Origin of the sequence: Metabacillus litoralis, assembly GCF_020524045.1 — a bacterium.
Taxonomy (GTDB): Bacteria; Bacillota; Bacilli; order Bacillales; family Bacillaceae; genus Metabacillus; species Metabacillus litoralis_C.
Map to the genome: position 1 here is coordinate 38537 of NZ_JAIVKL010000025.1, position 18820 is coordinate 57356.

At 35.1% G+C, this 18820-nt stretch carries 15 protein-coding genes, 1 rRNA gene and 2 riboswitches; of the genes, 11 read left to right on the forward strand and 5 right to left on the reverse strand.

All coding sequences use genetic code 11. The annotated features are described in order from the left end of the window. Window positions 1-6: 6 nt before the first annotated feature. Genes LC076_RS22235 through LC076_RS22245 form a run of 3 tightly spaced genes read right to left on the reverse strand, consistent with a single transcriptional unit; the run spans window position 7 to window position 2863 of the window. The gene (locus tag LC076_RS22235) at window positions 7-1209 is read right to left on the reverse strand and encodes an efflux RND transporter periplasmic adaptor subunit (RefSeq protein WP_226671331.1); all 1203 of its coding nucleotides are present in this window, start codon (window positions 1207-1209) and stop codon (window positions 7-9) included. Between the two features lie 36 nt (window positions 1210-1245). Further along, on the reverse strand, window positions 1246-2139 hold the full coding sequence (locus LC076_RS22240) for an ABC transporter ATP-binding protein (protein WP_226671349.1): 894 nt from the start codon (window positions 2137-2139) through the stop codon (window positions 1246-1248). A 31-nt stretch (window positions 2140-2170) separates the two neighbouring features. Further along, window positions 2171-2863, reverse strand: coding sequence for an ABC transporter ATP-binding protein (locus tag LC076_RS22245; RefSeq protein WP_226671332.1), 693 nt, complete (start codon window positions 2861-2863; stop codon window positions 2171-2173). A gap of 612 nt (window positions 2864-3475) precedes the next feature. On the opposite strand from LC076_RS22245, the gene LC076_RS22250 reads away from it, so the two are divergent. Next, window positions 3476-4309 (forward strand): hypothetical protein, encoded by an 834-nt coding sequence (locus tag LC076_RS22250; RefSeq protein ID WP_226671333.1) that lies wholly within the window; start codon window positions 3476-3478, stop codon window positions 4307-4309. A gap of 109 nt (window positions 4310-4418) precedes the next feature. Here LC076_RS22250 and LC076_RS22255 read toward each other — a convergent pair whose 3' ends face one another. Further along, complete coding sequence (locus tag LC076_RS22255; protein ID WP_226671334.1) at window positions 4419-5600, reverse strand: DUF4317 domain-containing protein; 1182 nt, start codon at window positions 5598-5600, stop codon at window positions 4419-4421. Between the two features lie 597 nt (window positions 5601-6197). On the opposite strand from LC076_RS22255, the gene LC076_RS22260 reads away from it, so the two are divergent. The 4 genes from LC076_RS22260 (at window position 6198) to LC076_RS22275 (ending at window position 9401) form a co-directional block, all read left to right on the forward strand. Beyond that, entirely contained in the window at window positions 6198-6419 is a 222-nt protein-coding gene (locus LC076_RS22260) for an HNH endonuclease (RefSeq protein WP_226671335.1), read from the forward strand. A 313-nt stretch (window positions 6420-6732) separates the two neighbouring features. Beyond that, window positions 6733-7596 (forward strand): Cof-type HAD-IIB family hydrolase, encoded by an 864-nt coding sequence (locus tag LC076_RS22265; RefSeq protein WP_226671336.1) that lies wholly within the window; start codon window positions 6733-6735, stop codon window positions 7594-7596. A 247-nt stretch (window positions 7597-7843) separates the two neighbouring features. Further along, on the forward strand, window positions 7844-8368 hold the full coding sequence (locus LC076_RS22270; protein ID WP_226671337.1) for a sigma-70 family RNA polymerase sigma factor: 525 nt from the start codon (window positions 7844-7846) through the stop codon (window positions 8366-8368). After that, complete coding sequence (locus LC076_RS22275; RefSeq protein WP_226671338.1) at window positions 8361-9401, forward strand: LCP family protein; 1041 nt, start codon at window positions 8361-8363, stop codon at window positions 9399-9401. Before LC076_RS22270 ends, LC076_RS22275 begins: the two co-directional genes overlap by 8 nt. Before the next feature lie 364 nt (window positions 9402-9765). On the opposite strand, the gene LC076_RS22280 is transcribed toward LC076_RS22275, so the two are convergent. After that, entirely contained in the window at window positions 9766-10143 is a 378-nt protein-coding gene (locus LC076_RS22280) for a PH domain-containing protein (RefSeq protein WP_226671339.1), read from the reverse strand. A gap of 173 nt (window positions 10144-10316) precedes the next feature. Between LC076_RS22280 and LC076_RS22285 the strand changes: the two genes are divergently transcribed. From LC076_RS22285 to LC076_RS22310, 6 genes are all read left to right on the forward strand, one after another. Then, window positions 10317-11282 (forward strand): AAA family ATPase, encoded by a 966-nt coding sequence (locus tag LC076_RS22285; RefSeq protein ID WP_226671340.1) that lies wholly within the window; start codon window positions 10317-10319, stop codon window positions 11280-11282. Continuing rightward, entirely contained in the window at window positions 11279-12499 is a 1221-nt protein-coding gene (locus LC076_RS22290) for a DUF58 domain-containing protein (RefSeq protein ID WP_226671341.1), read from the forward strand. Before LC076_RS22285 ends, LC076_RS22290 begins: the two co-directional genes overlap by 4 nt. Next, entirely contained in the window at window positions 12496-14700 is a 2205-nt protein-coding gene (locus LC076_RS22295; RefSeq protein WP_226671342.1) for a transglutaminaseTgpA domain-containing protein, read from the forward strand. The genes LC076_RS22290 and LC076_RS22295 overlap by 4 nt, the downstream gene beginning before the upstream one ends. Window positions 14701-14727: 27 nt before the next feature. Next, window positions 14728-14829: riboswitch (purine riboswitch) on the forward strand. Between the two features lie 240 nt (window positions 14830-15069). Next, window positions 15070-16611, forward strand: coding sequence for a glutamine-hydrolyzing GMP synthase (gene guaA / locus LC076_RS22300; protein ID WP_226671343.1), 1542 nt, complete (start codon window positions 15070-15072; stop codon window positions 16609-16611). An 84-nt stretch (window positions 16612-16695) separates the two neighbouring features. Then, a riboswitch (purine riboswitch) is annotated at window positions 16696-16797 on the forward strand. A 162-nt stretch (window positions 16798-16959) separates the two neighbouring features. Next, complete coding sequence (locus tag LC076_RS22305; RefSeq protein WP_226671344.1) at window positions 16960-18282, forward strand: NCS2 family permease; 1323 nt, start codon at window positions 16960-16962, stop codon at window positions 18280-18282. A 455-nt stretch (window positions 18283-18737) separates the two neighbouring features. Next, window positions 18738-18820: ribosomal RNA gene (locus tag LC076_RS22310) — 16S ribosomal RNA — on the forward strand; the annotation flags it as partial.

The following is an 18820-nucleotide window of genomic DNA, read 5'->3' on the forward strand; positions in this document are numbered from 1 at the left end:
ACCCTCCTAACGCAAGATGATTTGATCGCCTTCTTCCAACCCACTGATGACTTCAACACGTTTATTTGCTTCCAAGCCAGTTTGAACACCAACCTCTGTTAAATTATCACCATCTAAAATACGAACAACCTGTTGTTCTTCATAGTTACGAATAGCACTTGATGGAATAGTGATTGCATTTTCGCGAATGTCAAATACAACTCTTATATCGGCTTGCTTTCCTAAATCTACTGATGAAGGAATATCTGTGACTTCAATGCTAATATTTTTTTCAGGTGCATTTTTGTCAGGTAGATCAAATATTTCGCCTGATAATTCTTGATTATCTATTGTCACAATAACTGCCATCCCGACGCTTAGTTCTTCTACTCTATCTTTTGGCTTCGAAACTAAACGCAACGAACTAGGATCAGAGATGGTGAGTAACGTATCAAAAGGTTCAATTGTATTGCCTGCTTTAAGGTCTGCTAAAGAAGTGATGATACCCGTTATAGGAGCAGTAATTTTAGTAGCATCTAGTTTTGCACGGTAATCATCCAATTGATTTTGTTGACGTTTTACGTTTAATTCCGCGAGTTGAATTTCTCGCTTTAGGTCAGATATATTTAATTTTTGTGGTTCCTTCATATTTATTTCTTGTTCGTTTTGCTGTTGCTCTTGTTCCAATGTAGCTAATGTAGCCTGTAGTTCTAATATTTTTTGTTCACTTGCTGTTTTCTTTAATTTATTGTTCATATTTTTAATTTCTTTATTTAACTTATCTTGTTCATCTTTTAGTTTGTTAATTTCAGATTGAAGTTTTTCTTGTTCATTTTTCCTTACGGTTGCACCTTCTACTTGAAGTTTAGCCTCGCTTAATGCAATTTGTTGCTGTTGTATTTGAAATGCAAGATCTCCTTGCTCCAGTTCTATTAATAAATCTCCTTTTTTTACACTTTGGTTTGGTTCAACATGCACTTCCTTGATTCGTTGACCAAGCTCACGGTAAAGCACGTCAACAGAATTTGTTGATTGGAATTCAGCTTTCCCCTCATAAGAATCAATTAAATCAATACGTTTCACTGTTTCTGTTTCGTATTTCGTTGCTGCTGGTTCGATTAATGGAGGAGCAAGTGCTTCTTGTTCCTTTGGTAGCAGTGCACATCCACCAAGTATAAGAACAGATCCAAAACATATGGATGTCAGTTTCAAATAGTTTGAAAGTTTCAAAGAGATTCCACCTTTCTTGTCAGTAATTATCCGTATTTAAGCATTTTTTTTAGATTGCTGAGGTTTGATGACAATTTGTCCATTTTCTTCTTCGATTTGTACAAGGTTCTTGGTGTTATCTTGTAGGTTTAATATATGGAGTAGGCCCTCTGGTATTTGTAAACGTCCTGCTTGATCAATAACTGTGTATTCTTTGTGTGTTTCATCTTCCGTAGGTTCTCCTTGTTTCATCTGATCTTCTATTTCTTCGGGTTGGATACGAAACATTTCAGTAGACGTTTTTCCATCTCGAATAGATACCACTCGATCGACCTTTTTCGTTAATTGAGTATCATGTGTAACGATCACAATTGTTGTATTTAATTTCTTGTTAATTTCACGAAAAACATTTAATAATTGATCACCCGTCTTTGTGTCGACACTTCCCGTCGGTTCATCTGCAAGCAACAGAGGAGGATCATTAGCCAATGCAATGGCTATGGCGACTCTTTGTTGTTCACCGCCAGATAGTTGATCTAATCGGTTATTCAAGCGGTGGCCAAGTCCGACCATATTTAGCAGTTCTTTCGCTTTATGAGATTGTGCTCTTCCTTTGAGGAGCATGGGTACCTCTACATTTTGTTGTGCGGTTAGATAGGGAATTAAATTTTTCGCTTGATTTTGCCAAACAAATCCGACGGTCAATCGTTTATACATAGTTAACTCTTTCTTGGTCATTCGTAGAAGGTTTTTTCCATCGACCAATAGTGATCCTGCTGAAGGACGCTCAAGTCCACCTAATAAATTGAGTAAGGTGGATTTTCCGCTTCCACTGCTTCCTATAATGGCCATGATTTCACCTTTTTCAATGGTAAGGTCCAACCCCTGCAAAGCGAATACTTCCAATTCATCTGCTTTATATATTTTGACAACGTTTTCACAAACGATCATGCTCACGGCTAATCCCTCCTTTTAAAGAACATCAAGAAACCACTTCAGAATCTAATAACTGACCATCCTTTAATTCAAAAATATGATCTGCCAGCTGTAAAACGCTAGGGTCATGTGTTGTTAAAATGATTGTCATGTCCTGTTCATCAACTAATGAACGAAACAAGCGCATGATTTGGAGTGTTCGCTTCGAATCAAGTTCTGCAGTTGGCTCATCAGCTAGAATTAATGATGGGCGATTGGCTATTGCTCTAGCTATCGCCACACGTTGTTGCTCACCACCCGATAACTCTGAAGGTCGGTGTTTCGCTCGTTTAGACAGACCAACCCATTCTAATGCTTCCGTCACTCGTTCGTCCCATTCTTTCGGTGGTTTTTCAGCAATACGAAGACCAAATTCTACATTTTCAGTTGCAGACATCATGGGTAATAAAGCAAATGCCTGAAAAATAAAACCGATGTGCTTTTTTCGAAACTCATCTGTTTCTTTTTGGCTAAGCTTAGCTAGGTCTTGTCCTAAAAATGTAATGGTTCCTTCTGTTGGTGTATCAAGCCCACCTAAAATATTCATTAATGTTGTTTTTCCTGAGCCAGACCTTCCTTTAAGGATCACTAATGAGTTTTTTTGAATGGTCATGTTAATGCCTTTTAAGGCGGAAACCGATTTCCTTCCATTGCCGAATGTTCTAGTAATATTGCTAGCCCGAAGTATCGGTTCTAACATTTTTTCATCACCTCTTATTTTGATTCTTTATTTTTGTTGATAATCTAAGTGCTTAACTTAATGAGGGTTTCTACTTATCATCACTTGAGATATGCCAACCATTATTGTTAGATAAATAGGTGCAGAAGAACGGTGAAGATATGTCTGTAGAAATAGTAGACCAGGAATAATGACAATCCTTTTTTGTTACTTTAGCGAAGAAATACTTGATTTTATACGCCGTTGTTCTTGCTTTAAATTGAAAAGAAAAAGTAGTTATTGAAATATTCCAAAAGTTTATAACGATAAAATTTCCTCATTTTTTTATATTATATAATAAACTTCTCTAATTTTGTTAGCTGTTAACAAAAATTGTATCGGTGCCTGTCACTACCCGAATAATGGCGAATTTTGTCGAGTGATAAAGATGAGCTTTCATTATTTTTGTAATTACCTTCTACGGCTTTCTCTAGTACTCTCAGGTATCTCTTCAATAAAAATAGACTAAACTTAATAAAAATGTTTCCTATGTTCACTCGACAAAATAATACAATTTCCGGGGCGTGACAGGCACCTGATGAATAACATAGATGATCCGTTGGATATGATAAGAGAAAAAAGGAAGTCTGAGTAATGCCTAACTATATCCCCTATCTGATTCTTGCTGTAGTAAGCATAACTATATTAATTACGGTCATTGTTCGCAAACGTCAATTTGGTCTCACTGTTCTTTTTCTGTGTTTTTCTGGAATAGTATATATAGGAGAATTAATTGTCATGATTGTCGGAAATAGTTACTTTTATGTTCCAGAAGTTTTTGAAGTAAGATATTACGATAACGCACTAGGGGCAATTGTCTCGAATTTGTTTGTCATTCCTGTCTTAGGAGTAGTAGTCGCGGTTTATCAGCTTCGATTTCGCTGGCTTGTACTTTTTGCATTGATTTTGATGGGATTAGGAGAGTTATTTGAATGGCTTGATATTTATTACACAAACTGGTGGAGAAGAGAATATACATTCATTTCTGTTATCATTTTCCTCTTGTTAAGTAAGTTCTGGATGCGGGCTCTTGAGTTAGGTAATAAATGGATAAGGTTTCTATCGTTGTGGATGCAAGGGTGGGGAGGTGCAGGTACTGTGATGTACATATTGTCCGTTCTTGCTATTCGACATTATGAATATGGTTTTTTTGAAAATGTTTATCGTGATAACATTTTTATTTCATCTATTATGGGCATGATGAAAGGGTTAATTTTCAGTGTGGCTATTATGTTTTCCCATAAGCTCCACTGGCGTTTATTAGCACCTGTTTTGGTTTTCGGAGTTGACTTACCATTGTATTACATAGGTGTATTAGTCATTGAAATACCTTTTTGGATCTATACTATTGTTTATCTAGTACTGGCAACTCTATTGCTCAGTTGGACACATTATTCCAACTCTTTTCTTACAAAAATAGCAAAGTAATAAAAAGTCACCTAATATTTACTAAGGTTGTCGGTAACATAGTAAAGAGGCTTCTTAAGAGAAGCCTCTTACTTTTGTGGAGTGTGATATTACACTTTTTTGTGTACAGTTACTCGCCTGACTCCACACCAAAAGCTTCCGGAATCATCGTAAATCCTTCAATCACAGTATCTTCTTCCACTTCGATCATTAGGTAACGTTTGTTGTTTAAGTTGACTTGTTTTACATATCTTAAATCTTGGGGACTGATTGAAATGTTCGCGATTTTTGTTTGGATTTTAATTGATTTTGATGTGAACTTCGGCAGTATGCTGCTTGCTTTTAGTTCGTATTTATCATCATCAATTATTTTTTTGAATGCAGATTCTACCTTTTCTGTGCTTATGTCTTCTAATCCACTCATTTTTAAAACACGTTGAACATCAGTGGAATCTAATTTTGGTTGTTCTTCCTCTTCATTTTCTTGAATCATCAAATTGATTTCCTCATAAACGTTGGAAAGAGTGGATGTATTTAATTGATCTCCTGTAACATCTTTGATGATTTCCTCGAAAACGATTTTATCATCTTTTGCTGTCATCGTCTCTTCACCATTTAGTACTTCTTCAATAAATTGGTGATCAGGTTCATGCACTTTTCCTGCTGAATAAAGAATGTGATTCACATCTGCTGCATGATCAGTAAAACACGGGAAGAGGAAGCCGGCGATTGGAGTAGTAAGGTTGATAATTGGATCAACAACAAAGCTGTACTTAAATTCCCTCTCAACATAATCAAAAAGCAATTCCTTTTTTGGCTCTTGTGTATTATTGATACTACATAAAATAAAGGGATGTGAATAAACAGTATCTCTGTCACTTTCCTCCGATTCTTCACTTCGACGCTTTGTTGGTTTTAAGTACTCTCCGCGAATAAAAGTGATCACAATATCCATCTCATATTGTCTGTTAGCTAACATTTTCTCTACAATTTGCAGCATTTGCTCTTTCCAGCCATCCACATCTTGACTAAGTAATCCTTGATGCAAAATAAGCTGACTGCTATTTTCGGCATCACGTTGAAATTTAAGCTCGAATAGTTTTTCATCTAAATGCCCTGCAAGTAGCTTCTTAAAGTTATTCATAAAAAGCTCTTGCTGATCTTGATCAAGCATTTCAAAAGGCTGACTTTGGTGATGATAAATTTCACTTGTTTCTTTCATAATATATACATTAAATATGTTGGAGATTTGGAGTAAATCATTATCTATTTTAAATTGCTTGCGAATTTGTGCTATGTCTTTTTTATTCACGTAAAACCTCTCCTAAACCACGATAATTTGAATTTACTAGATAATACATACTGATAGAAAATGGAGAAGATATGACAAAATTTAAGGTAACAGCCTTTTTAATGAATCTCCATTTTAACGGATTCTTTTATTTTAACACAATCTGTATTTTGTCATGAAAGTAATGAATTTATGAAAAACTCATAGTCTCAAGAAGAAGGCAATTTCTCGACATAAACTTCCTTTTAGTTTTTGCATTAGAAGTGGAAATTGTCAAAGTGAGATATAAAATATTGTGTGAAAAGTGAAATTCAAGAATAATCTTAAGATTTATTTTGTAATACATATTAAAAGGAGTGGTGAAAAAATAGCTTGTCTTGATTGAGAGAGAAAGAATGTATTACATCATAGTGGCTTTTTTATCTTATAAGAATAGGTTTTTCGACATTAAGTGACATGTTTCTAAATGGTAAACTAGTAAAATACTTGTTAAAAGGTCGGGGTTTTAAATATACATGTTGAACAGATCCTGTATTCGATGAAACCTTTCATGTGATCATTGCTGAAGAATTGTATGTAGAAAGTGATGATGTTCATTTTTGAGTAGCGAATGATACATTGTATCAAGCGATCGTTGAAAATCCAACCCTTGCTGCTGAATTAGGTTTCACACAATCTGATGTAGGGGCATTAGCTAACGGTTCAAACACCAGAAGGCTAGACTTGGCATCATCACGAGGAGCCTGGTACCCCATACAGTTAGTTGATGAAGAAGAACATGCCAATACGGCTCACACTGGTGGAAGAACGATTTGGGGTGACGGAAGTGAGTTTCGTTAAAGTATACATAGTACAATACCTATTACTTTAATGATTAATAATACACAAATGCGATAATCTTAATAATAAGATTTAGTAAACTTTGTTGCTTTGACATTCTTAAGGAAACAGGATTGTCTTAAGTCTTGTAGCATCTTTTCTGTAAGAATCGTACATTTTTATGCGATAAAAGGAATGATTTCAACAGATGATTAATTTATTTAACAACAATCTTGCAGAAAAGAGCCTATACAAATGATTTAAGATAGTAGAGTGGAAATTTCTGCAGAGAAGAGATACATTCTACTTTTACTCGAATTTTAGGAGGACGAACATGATAAAACAACCTAAAGCCATTTTTTTAGATATGGATGGTACGATTTTAAATCACCAAAATTTAGTTACTTTGAAAACAAAGGAAGTTATTGATCAGCTGCGTAGAAAAGGAATTCTTGTTTTTATCGCCACAGGAAGATCATTTGATGAAATTGAGGCTTTAGTGCCTGAAGGTTTCCAGGTTGATGGATTTATTAGCTCTAACGGAATGTCTGCTCATGTTGACGGTGTCGCTATTATGGAGCATTCGTTACCACTTGAGTTAGTAGAGAAAGTAATTGAGAAAGCAAGAAAGAATAAAGTTTACTATGAGCTTTTCCCAAATAAGGGATCAAGATTTACATTAAAAGAAGATCGTCATTATATTGAAGATGAAATACGTGAGCCAAGAGTGGAAACTGTCGGAATCAATGAATGGATGTCACGTAAAGAAGCGATCAAGAATGAAATTGAATGGAAAGATGTTATCGAAGGAGATAAGTTTTCTAAATTTTACTGTTTTAGTCGCTCTAAAGAACATATCAATGCGTGGAAAAAGGAGCTCGAGGAGTTGAAGAAGGAAATAGATTTTACCATGTCTATTTCATCAGAACATAATGTTGAAATCATGGTTGCAAATGTGAACAAAGCAACAGGTATTGAGTACATATTAAACAAGCATCACTTAACAGCAAACGATATTGTCGGGATTGGTGATAGTGATAACGATATTCCAATGCTTAAATTTGTTGGACATTCTGTTGCAATGAAAAATGCACCGAATCATATAAAAGAATTAGTTGATGATGTAACAGATTTCACTTGTGATGAAGATGGTGTTTCACAGTATCTTGAGAAGCATTTTTTTAAAGGCTCTTTTTGAAGGCTCTTTTCTGAAAGATTGTGGCTAATGTTACGAAAACCTCTTTTCTGAAAAAATGTTATTAATTAATTTAAATAGATGGTGTATTTGTATAAAAGTTTACTTAGCTTGAGTAGTAAGACTTTCTAAAAGTTCCTTGGACTTTGGGAAGTCTTTTTTTTGCACGGAAAAGAAACTTGAAACTATTTTATCACCCTAATCGTCAAATACGCGAAAAAATAGAAAACGTTGAAGGAAAGGAGACCAAATGGATAAACATGAAAAAGATAAACTGCTTGAACAAATAATGATTGACCATGGAAGTGAATTAGTACGATTGGCTTTTACATATGTAAAGGATAAAGAAACAGCGAAAGATATGGTGCAAAATGCATTTGTTAAGTGTTATGAAAATCTGGATGGATTTCGCCATGATGCCCAATTAAAAACATGGCTTTATCGGATTACAATTAACCAGTGTAAAGATTATCTTAAGAGCTGGCATTATAAAAAAGTAAAAACGTTACATTCTATACAAGAAACGGCAAAATCTTTTTTACCATCAACAGAAAATAAAGTAGTAGATTACTATGAAAAACAAGAAATATACGAACATGTTTCTTCGCTCCCTGATAAGTATCGCGAAGTTATTTACCTTTATTATTTTAAATCCTTAAAAATAGAGGAAATATCAGAAATGACAAATATTCAACTAAACACGGTGAAAACTCGTTTAAAAAGAGCAAAGAAAAAGCTGAAAATAAAATTAGAGGAGGCAGAGGTTTATGGATGAAAAAGAACTTAAGAACTCACTAATTTGGGCTAAAGACAATGATGATCTTGAGTTTACCAGTGAAGATCGGCAGAAAGTGTTTAATCGATTAGAGAATGATGACAAAAAAGAGCAACAGGAAAGAAAGCCCTTTTTAAGACATCATATGGTCCCTGCTTTAAGTCTAGTATTATTACTACTTGTTTTTACTAGTATATTATTACCTTCAATTCTTACAGGTAATAAAAATCAACATGCCGACTCGGTGAATGAAACAATTGTTAACCGGGATGAGGAAGTTCTCTCTATTTTGCTTATGGGTATTGATGCAAATAATCGAGCTGATGCAAATGTTTTACTAACATATAATCCCAAAAGCGATACTGTGAAGTTAACTTCCATTCCGCGTGATGCATATGTTTCGATCATTGATAAAGATGGGAAGGAAATAAAAAAGGACAAATTTACGCATGCCTACACATATGGTGGTGTGGAGTCTGCAGTTGAAACGGTTTCTAATTTCATGAATGTACCGATTGATTATTATGCTGTAGTGAATATGGAAGGGCTTATTTCAATCATTGATTCATTAGGTGGGATATCTTATCAGCTAAACGAGTCTGTTAGCTTAACACAAGCTAATGGAGGTACGAAAAAGATTGATAAAGGAGATCATCATTTTAACGGTGAGGAAATTCTAGCATTATTGAGAGAGAGAGTTTCCCGACCAGATGGTTCTTTAGGCAGAGAAAAGGAACATGCTAAATTTGTACATTCATTAATCAGTTTGGCAAAAAAAGGAATGTCACTTCAACAAGTGAAAGAATTGGCTCAATATGTTGATACAAACATGCCTTTGGATACATTATATTCGGTGGTATCTAAAGCGGAGGTATATTCTTTTCATACTCTGGATCTTTCAGAAAGTTCAGAGGGTGTTAACAAGGATGGGCAGTATTATTTGGAGCTTAATAGCTATATAGTAGAAGAGGTTTCTAATGAGTTTTTATCACATTTGGATGAGAATAAATATATGGAGAGCTTCTCACAATAGTGAGAGGTTTTTTTGTTTGGTATGTAGGTGGCGTGGTCGGGAGGGGTGGATTTTGTCGGAAATTGTCTAATCGCTGATAAATCCTGAAAATCGCTGATATTTTTCAAAAATCGAAGATAAAATTTTGTGACCCCTTCCGCAGTGTCTACTTTTGAGGGGAATTTCTAATTGAGTACGCTTTCAATCGTTGTTCATTATGATCATTCTCAAAAAAAGACAATCTTCCCTGTGCGCGCAGCCACTTCCTGAGGATAGCTGCCAATTTAGATACGCTTTCACGTACGGCCGGAACCAAAACCAAAACTAAAAAAAAGACTAGCAAAAGCTAGCCTTATTATATCAAAATATAGTGCATGCTAAGTTTTTAGCCACAAATCGTCGCTAAAACTTTTTGAACATCATAAATGCTACTATCTTTTTTGAATTGTTTTGCGACAGCGGGTGTTTGTGCGCCGGAAATCCAGATTTTAAGTTCAGCATCGAGGTCAAAGTGTCCTGCTGTTTCGATACTGAAGTGGGATATGCTTTTGAATGGAATTGAGTGGTATTCAACCTTTTTTCCTGATATCCCTTGTTTGTCTACTAATAGTAGGCGCTTGTTAGTAAATACAATTAAATCTCTCACTAATTTAAAGGCAACATCAACTTCCTCTCCGTGAGCTAAAAGTTGTTGTAACTCTTTTGTTACTTCTTCGTTTGACATTGTTGAAGCATTTCCTAATAGTCCGTCTAAAAAGCCCATACTTTTCTCCCCTTTCATTCCTCTTATTAACTCATTCTATAAAAGATAAACGTTCCCTTTCTTTTTATATTATTAAAATTTCAATATATTACTAAAATCAAGAGGATTTTGTTAAGTTAATCAGAATATTATAATGAGGAAGAAAGATAGAAATTCATCTCAGGAGGAAGATCATGTCTCAATACGAAGCAATGCATCCAAAACTCGGTCGAGTTATTAAAAATATTGAAAGTGTTATGGTTGGAAAAAGAGATGTTAGTTTATTAAGTCTTGTCGCGATCCTTGCGAATGGTCATGTTTTACTTGAAGACGTACCTGGTGTTGGGAAGACAATGATGGTTAAGGCGCTTGCTAAATCTGTAGGTGCTGAGTTTAAGCGAATTCAGTTTACGCCTGATTTACTTCCGTCTGATGTGACGGGTGTTTCAATATATAACCCTAAAGAATTACGATTTGAATTTCGGGAAGGGCCTCTTTTCGGCAATATTGTTTTAGCGGATGAAATTAATCGAACGTCTCCTAAAACCCAATCTGCTTTATTAGAAGGAATGGAAGAAGGAAGTGTGACGGTTGATGGTAATACAAGAATCCTCGCGAAACCATTTTTTGTTATGGCCACACAAAACCCCGTTGATTATGAAGGAACATACCCTTTACCTGAAGCACAGCTTGATCGTTTTTTATTTAAGTTAAGAATGGGATATCCAACTAAGGCTGAAGAATTTGATGTTCTAACATTAGCTGAAAAAGAAAGGCCGATTTATAAAATTGAAAGTGTCATTACAAAGGAAGAGCTAGCTGAGCTTCAGGATGAGATACAAAATGTATATGTTGATGAAACAATTAAGAACTATATTATTGAAATCACTAGTAAAACGAGAAAACATCCATCTGTTTATTTAGGTGCAAGTCCACGTGCTTCAATTGCTTTAATGAAAGCTGCTCAAGCTTATGCATTTATTTTAGGAAGAGATTATATTGTTCCTGATGATATTCAATATTTAGCAGTTTACACATTAGCACATCGTATTATCTTAAGATCTGAAGCTAAATTTGAGGGGAAATCACCGGAAGATCTTATTGGAGAGATTATCAGCCGAACATCCGTACCTGTTCAAAGGTCGTTAAGTAGCAAATGATCTCGTTTTTTAAAAGGTTTTCCGTTGGATGGAAGCTGTTTTCTCTCTTATTTCTTACACTTGCGGCATTTAGTTATGCGATGTTTCAAGGTGGCTTTGTAAGTTGGTTTCTTTTTTATAGTTTTTTACCGTTTGCCATTTATTCAATTTTATTAATGCTCTATCCGATTCGAGCGTTTCAGGTAACAAGGAAGGTCAATCAAGAACAGTTTACAGCTGGACAGAGGTTAATAGCGACGATCACCGTGAAAAGGTCATTCCCCTTTCCACTTTTTTATCTTTTAGTTGAGGATGAACTCAGTGAACGGATGAAAGGAGCTAAAAAGCTGGAAGAGCCGAAGAAACTATTTTTTCCTTGGTTTAAAAAATCTGTTACGTATAGTTATGCTTTGTTAAATATGCCTAGAGGAGAGCATCAATTTGGAGCGGTTCGAGTTCGAACGGGTGATTTATTTGGTTTAATTGAAAAGGAAATAACATTTAAAGTTGAAAATTACTTTTTAGTGTATCCATCACTTATAAATGTAGATTATCGTCCTAATGAGAAACAATATGAACAGGGATCTGCTTCAACACAAACGAAATATTGGAAAGATTCAACTATGGCAGTAGGAGTAAGAGAATATCAACCAGGAGATAAATTTGCTTGGATTGATTGGAAAGCTACTGCAAGAAGAGATTCGATTATGACAAAAGAATTTGAGCAATTGCAAAGTCGTGATGTTGTGGTGTTTTTAGATCGAACAAAATCTGCTTTATTTGAATCGGTTGTTACACATACTGCTTCATATATTAAAGCAATCGTGAAAAGTGGGGCAAGAGTAAGTCTTGTATCAATTGGATATGATCAACATGTGTTTGAACTACAATCAGGTGAACAACATATTAGAAGTATGTTTTATCATCTCGCAAAAGTAGAATGTGATAGTCATAAACCTTTTTCGGCATCTCTAGATAGTCCTCGGTTAAAAACAGATATGAGGCAAGTCACTAATATTATCTTTACTAGTAACTTGAATCTAGATTTAGTTAGAAAACTCGAAGGACTTGTAGGGCAGCAACAAACCTATAAAGTGTTTGTGGTTAAGACTTATTATGACCAGTTAGCGAAAGAAGAGAGTGTATTGATCGAAAGGCTCAAAAACCGACAAGTTAGCGTGGAGATTTTACAAAATCGAGATGCTGAAAATGGATTAAAAGAGGTGAGCAGTTCGTGAAACATCAACCAGAAAATGATGGGAAAACAATTGCTTTTATCTACTATATCTTTGCTTTTATTTTGTTATGGGAATGGCTAAGACCCTTAAATGATTATACAGATACAGCAAATACTTTTATCTTTAGCTTTTTTATAGCTATTTGCTTTTTGCTCATCTTTTTCAAAATAAGATGGTTTTACACATATCCTATAAAGCTTTTTATTATAGCTTTTATGCTACACGGATTATATTTTGATGGCGTGTTTTTTAGCTTTATTTGGCTTAAGGATTTAGGGAGGGACATCTATTTCAACCTAGGATTAATTCCTAATGCAGATTGGTTGAATATGACGTCATCGTTTCGATCGCTTTTGTTTTTTACATTGCTATGGCTATTAGTTTATTTGATTCATTATTGGATTTTGTTTCAGCGCAGAATTATGTTTTTCTTTGTTTTAACACTGCTGTATATTACGATATTGGATACATTTACAGCATATGATGCGACATTTGCGATCGTTAGAACTGTGTTAATTGGCTTCTTTATGCTTGGGTTGCTTTATTTTGATCGATTAAAAAGGCTTGAGAACTTAAAGGTAAAGAAGGTTGCATCACTTCGTTGGATTTTACCACTTGTTGCGTTTATTATGGTTTCGATGGTTCTTGCGATTCTGGCACCAAAGGCTTCCCCGCAATGGCCTGATCCTGTTCCATACATTACTGCAGTTGGTCGGGAAGATGATGAAGGTGGACCAAAGAAAATTGGTTATAGTCAAAATGATGAAAAGCTAGGTGGAGGATTTGTCGGGGATGATACCGAGGTTCTCACACATATCTCATCTGATAGACATTATTGGCGAGTTGAAACAAAAGATGTTTACACAGGTAAAGGCTGGCAGGCGTCAGATCCTGATGCTGTAAAAGAAGAAATAACAAACATTCAAGAGGAGTTTAATTGGGTAGATGAAAGAGTGGAAACAAAGCAGCTTTCATCCTCCATTACGATTAACGAAAGGTATAAATATCTTCATCTTATTTATCCTTTAGGCTTAACATCTGTTGATACGGAAAATGATCTACCACTTTATGTGAATAAAAATATAGAGCAAATTTCCCCTTTTCCAGATGATGAAGGGACCAGAGAAGAGTTTTTAGCGTATACCATCGATTACGAAATTCCGTTATATCCTATAAATGAAATGAAGAAGGAACAAACATTTTCAAATGTACCTGAAGGCTTTATTGAAAGATACACTCAATTGCCTGAGGATTTACCACAACGGATTAGAGAATTAGCAGAGAAAATTACCGAAGAAGAAGAAAATCAATTTGATCGCGCGAAAGCAATTGAAGAATATTTAGGTTCTGTAGCCTTTTCTTATGAAAAAGAAGATATAGCGATTCCAGAAGGAAATCAAGATTATGTTGATCAATTTTTATTTGAAACGTTAACAGGATATTGCGATAATTTTTCAACATCCATGATTGTATTATTACGTTCAATTGATATCCCAGCAAGATGGGTGAAAGGCTACACAGAAGGTGATTTTGTTAGAGCGACCTCTAATGTGAGTAAAGAATACAGAATCACGAATAATAATGCCCACTCATGGGTGGAAATTTATTTTGAAGGTGTAGGTTGGGTACCGTTTGAACCAACACCAGGGTTTGTCAATCCTTATGAATTAACAAGTGATTATAAAGATACGGATAAAACGAAAGAGCAAGATGAACAAGCAGATCCTGTTGCTAAAGAAGAAGAACCGAAAGAAACACCTGAAAAACCTGTACAGGAAGAGCAAGATGAAAGCTCAACAACTTCAAAAAGTAAATTTGCATTAGACATTCGACTTGGTAGCTATGGACTTTATGGCATTTTGCTAGCGGTTGTTGTTATAGGATTTATTATCTATAAAACGAGAATAAAGTGGTTAGGTAAACTACTTCTATTAAAATACAGTAATCGAAGAGATGAAGATGTGTTTTTTCTGGCTTATGAATCGTTATTGAAGCAGTTTGAAAGAATGGGGATAAAGAAGAAGCCTGATCAAACTTTGCGCGAATTTGCTCATTATATTGATCGCTATTTTCAAATGGTCCATATGACTGCTTTAACGAAAAGTTATGAAAGAGCATTATATCGTCGTGATAGTTCAAGCGAAGAATGGCAGAAGTCAAATGAATTGTGGGAAAATTTAATTAAAAAAACATCATCTTGACCTTTTATGCAATAGACTGATAGAATAGAAAAAATTATATTGTCCCTTCATATATCCTCGATAATAAGGATCGAGAGTCTCTACCGGGTAACCGTAAATAACCTGACTATGAAGGCAGAATAAAGTTCGTTATGTAACTAGCATTCTGCCTTCTTTTTTAAATAGAAGGACAGAAGTCTAGTTTTTTTGCTGTTTTAGATAATATTTCCTGGGTTATGAAGACTAGTTTGGAAAGTAGAAATGGCTTCATTTTCAAATTTTACGCTTAAAACTATTTCATTTGGACACAGAATCTTACATGAAATATGAGTAAGCAAGGCTTGTTTTAGTATAATAGAGATATAGTAGTTAAAAAACGATGAGGTGACGATGTTGGCGAACATTCATGAAATGGTAGTAGTATTGGACTTTGGTAGCCAGTACAATCAATTAATTACAAGACGTATCCGTGAGTTTGGAGTGTATAGTGAACTACACCCACACACACTAACAGCAGAAGAAATTAAGAAATTAAACCCAAAAGGTGTTATTTTATCTGGTGGACCTAACAGTGTATATGGAGAAAATGCATTTGACTGTGATGAAGCAATTTTTGATTTAGGCATCCCAGTTTTAGGGATTTGCTACGGAATGCAGCTTATGACACATAAGCTAGGTGGAAAAGTAGAATCAGCAAGTCATCGTGAATATGGTAAAGCAACCATTAATATTAATGGAAAGCCAAGTTTATTCAATGATTTACCAGAACAACAAGTTGTATGGATGAGCCATGGAGATCTTGTTAGAGACATTCCTGAAGGCTTTACTGTAGACGCTACAAGCACGTCATGTCCATATGCGGCAATGAGTAATGAAGACCGCAAATTCTATGGTGTTCAATTTCATCCAGAGGTAAGACATTCTGAATATGGTAATGATTTATTGAAAAACTTTGTTTTTGGCATTTGTGAATGTGCTGGTAATTGGTCAATGGAAAACTTCATTGAAATGGAAACGGACAAGCTTAAAGCAAAAGTAGGCAATAAAAAAGTTCTTTGTGCATTAAGTGGTGGAGTTGATTCATCTGTTGTTGCTGTGCTAATTCATAAAGCAATCGGCGATCAATTAACTTGTATCTTTGTTGATCACGGACTGTTGCGTAAAAATGAAGCGGAAAGTGTCATGAAAACATTCACAGAAGGCTTCAACATGAATGTTATTAAAGTGGACGCAAAAGATCGTTTCTTAGATAAATTAAAAGGTGTATCAGATCCTGAGAAAAAACGAAAAATCATCGGTAACGAATTTATTTATGTATTTGATGATGAATCAGCTAAGCTTGAAGGTATTGAATTCTTAGCACAAGGTACGTTATATACAGATATTATCGAAAGCGGGACTGCAACTGCACAAACGATTAAATCTCATCATAATGTAGGTGGCCTTCCTGAAGATATGCAATTCCAACTGATCGAGCCATTAAGCACATTATTCAAAGATGAAGTTCGAGCATTAGGCTCAGAGTTAGGTATTCCGGATGAAATCGTTTGGAGACAGCCATTCCCAGGTCCTGGTCTTGGTATCCGAGTACTAGGAGAAATTACGGAAGAAAAACTTGAAATTGTTCGTGAATCTGACCATATCTTACGTGATGAAATTAAAAAAGCTGGGCTTGATCGTGATATTTGGCAATACTTCACAGTTCTACCTGATATCAGAAGTGTAGGAGTTATGGGTGATGCAAGAACATATGATTACACAATTGGTATTCGTGCAGTAACATCAATAGACGGTATGACATCAGATTGGGCAAGAATTCCATGGGAAGTACTAGAAGTGATTTCAACTAGAATCGTAAATGAAGTAAACCATATAAATCGTGTTGTGTATGATATTACAAGCAAACCACCAGCAACAATTGAGTGGGAGTAAAACACGAACGAAACGAACATTATGTAAAATAATGTTCGTTTTTTTATTGACGAATTAAGAATGTGCTGATAAAATGAAGATATAACAAAATAAGTCGAAATACGTCGTATAATGTTGGGGATATGGCCCAGAAGTTTCTACCAAGCTACCGTAAATTGCTTGACTACGAGGTATTACTAGATAGATGTTTCTTTATATCTACTATTAATATTCTCATAGTCAAGCGCTCATGTTCCTTCATGGGCGCTTTTGTTTTTCGGTGGATTTCTTATTATTTGAACTTATTTTCTATTATTTTACATCCCTTCATTATACGACGTTTTAACTAACTTAGGAGGAACACCCATTATGAAGAAGTTTTTTCAATTCGATGAATTAGGTACTAATTATCGTCGTGAGTTTATCGGAGGATTAACAACATTTTTATCTATGGCTTACATCTTATTTGTTAATCCAAGTATATTGTCTATGGAGTCAATTCCGGATTTACCAGCTGACATGAGAATGGATTCAGGAGCGATATTCACAGCTACAGCAATTGCGGCTGCAGTTGGTTCGTTACTAATGGGTCTCATAGCTAAATATCCAATTGCACTTGCACCTGGTATGGGCTTAAATGCATTTTTCTCATTCACAGTTGTATTAACAATGGGTGTACCTTGGCAAACAGCTTTATCAGGGGTTTTAGTTTCAGGTTTAATTTTTATTCTTCTTACTTTATCGGGCTTACGTGAAAAAATTATAAATTCTATTCCTGCAGAACTTAAGTTTGCTGTTGGAGCCGGTATTGGTTTATTTATCACTTTCGTAGGATTCCAAAATGCTGGAATTATTGTTGGTAATGAATCAACACTTGTAAGTTTAGGAGATTTAACAAATCCACAGACGCTGCTTGCGATCTTCGGTGTTTTTGTAACAGTTATCTTAATGACACGTGGTGTTAAGGGTGGCATTTTCTACGGAATGCTTATTACTGCAGTAGTAGGAATGATCGTCGGACAAATTTCAGCACCAACTTCTATCGTAGGTGCTGTACCAAGTTTAGCTCCAACTTTCGGGCAAGCATTATTTAACTTAGATCAAATCTTTACTATTCAAATGATTGTTGTTATCTTAACTTTCTTGTTTGTTGACTTCTTTGATACTGCTGGGACACTAGTAGCGGTTGCTAACCAAGCAGGTTTAATGAAAGAGAATAAATTACCAAGAGCAGGTAAAGCGTTATTTGCAGACTCAGCTGCAACAGTTGTTGGATCAATCCTAGGAACATCAACAACAACTTCTTATATCGAATCATCTGCAGGTGTTGCTGCAGGAGCAAGATCTGGATTTGCTTCAGTCGTTACTGCAGCATTATTCCTATTAGCATTATTCTTCTCACCGTTATTAGGAGTTGTTACACCAGCAGTTACTGCACCTGCATTAATTATTGTTGGGATCTTAATGGTTTCATCATTAGGTAAAATCGACTGGAATCGTTTTGAAATAGCTGTTCCGGCATTCTTAACAATCATTGCGATGCCATTATCATATAGTATTGCTACAGGTATTGCGATCGGATTTATCTTCTATCCAATAACAATGGCAATGAAGGGTAAAGCGAAAGAAATTCACCCGATTATGTATGGGTTGTTTGTAGTCTTTGTTCTATACTTTATATTCTTAGCTTAAATATTTGAAAGGAGGGATGTGCTAAGTAGTGCATCCTTCTTTTTTTATTTAGAAAGATCTACTTAAGAACATCTATCTTGCTATTGTAGATAGATGCTTCCTTCTATATAGAAATAAAAAAACTTTAAGAAGTTAACTATTTCTTTCTATAGTAATGAACTTTTTCTCTGTAAAAAACAACAATATATTTGTTTGACAACAGATAAATTTACTGGTATATTTATAAAAGTCATTTACGAGGTGTTAATTACTTATAAGTGATTAAAAAAAGTTTTTAAAAAATGTTGACGTGATGATGTCAACGTGGTACACTAATTAAGTTGCTTCAAACGAGCGACAGAAAATGATCTTTGAAAACTAAACAAAACCAAGCGTGCCAACGTTAATTTCGATTAACAAAACGTACTATATAATAGTACAAAACGAAACAAACTATGAGCAAGTCAAACACTACTTTATTGGAGAGTTTGATCCTGGCTCAGGACGAACGCTGGCGGCGTGCCTAATACATGCAAGTCGAGCGAATTGATGGGAGCTT

Coding starts and splice junctions, on each gene's coding strand:
- LC076_RS22290 (WP_226671341.1), top strand. CDS start 11,279: ATGATCTCGTTTTTTAAAAGGTTTTCCGTTGGATGGAAGCTGTTTTCT.
- LC076_RS22250 (WP_226671333.1), top strand. CDS start 3,476: ATGCCTAACTATATCCCCTATCTGATTCTTGCTGTAGTAAGCATAACT.
- LC076_RS22280 (WP_226671339.1), bottom strand. CDS start 10,143: ATGGGCTTTTTAGACGGACTATTAGGAAATGCTTCAACAATGTCAAAC.
- guaA (WP_226671343.1), top strand. CDS start 15,070: ATGTTGGCGAACATTCATGAAATGGTAGTAGTATTGGACTTTGGTAGC.
- LC076_RS22265 (WP_226671336.1), top strand. CDS start 6,733: ATGATAAAACAACCTAAAGCCATTTTTTTAGATATGGATGGTACGATT.
- LC076_RS22245 (WP_226671332.1), bottom strand. CDS start 2,863: ATGTTAGAACCGATACTTCGGGCTAGCAATATTACTAGAACATTCGGC.
- LC076_RS22270 (WP_226671337.1), top strand. CDS start 7,844: ATGGATAAACATGAAAAAGATAAACTGCTTGAACAAATAATGATTGAC.
- LC076_RS22285 (WP_226671340.1), top strand. CDS start 10,317: ATGTCTCAATACGAAGCAATGCATCCAAAACTCGGTCGAGTTATTAAA.
- LC076_RS22305 (WP_226671344.1), top strand. CDS start 16,960: ATGAAGAAGTTTTTTCAATTCGATGAATTAGGTACTAATTATCGTCGT.
- LC076_RS22240 (WP_226671349.1), bottom strand. CDS start 2,139: ATGATCGTTTGTGAAAACGTTGTCAAAATATATAAAGCAGATGAATTG.
- LC076_RS22275 (WP_226671338.1), top strand. CDS start 8,361: ATGGATGAAAAAGAACTTAAGAACTCACTAATTTGGGCTAAAGACAAT.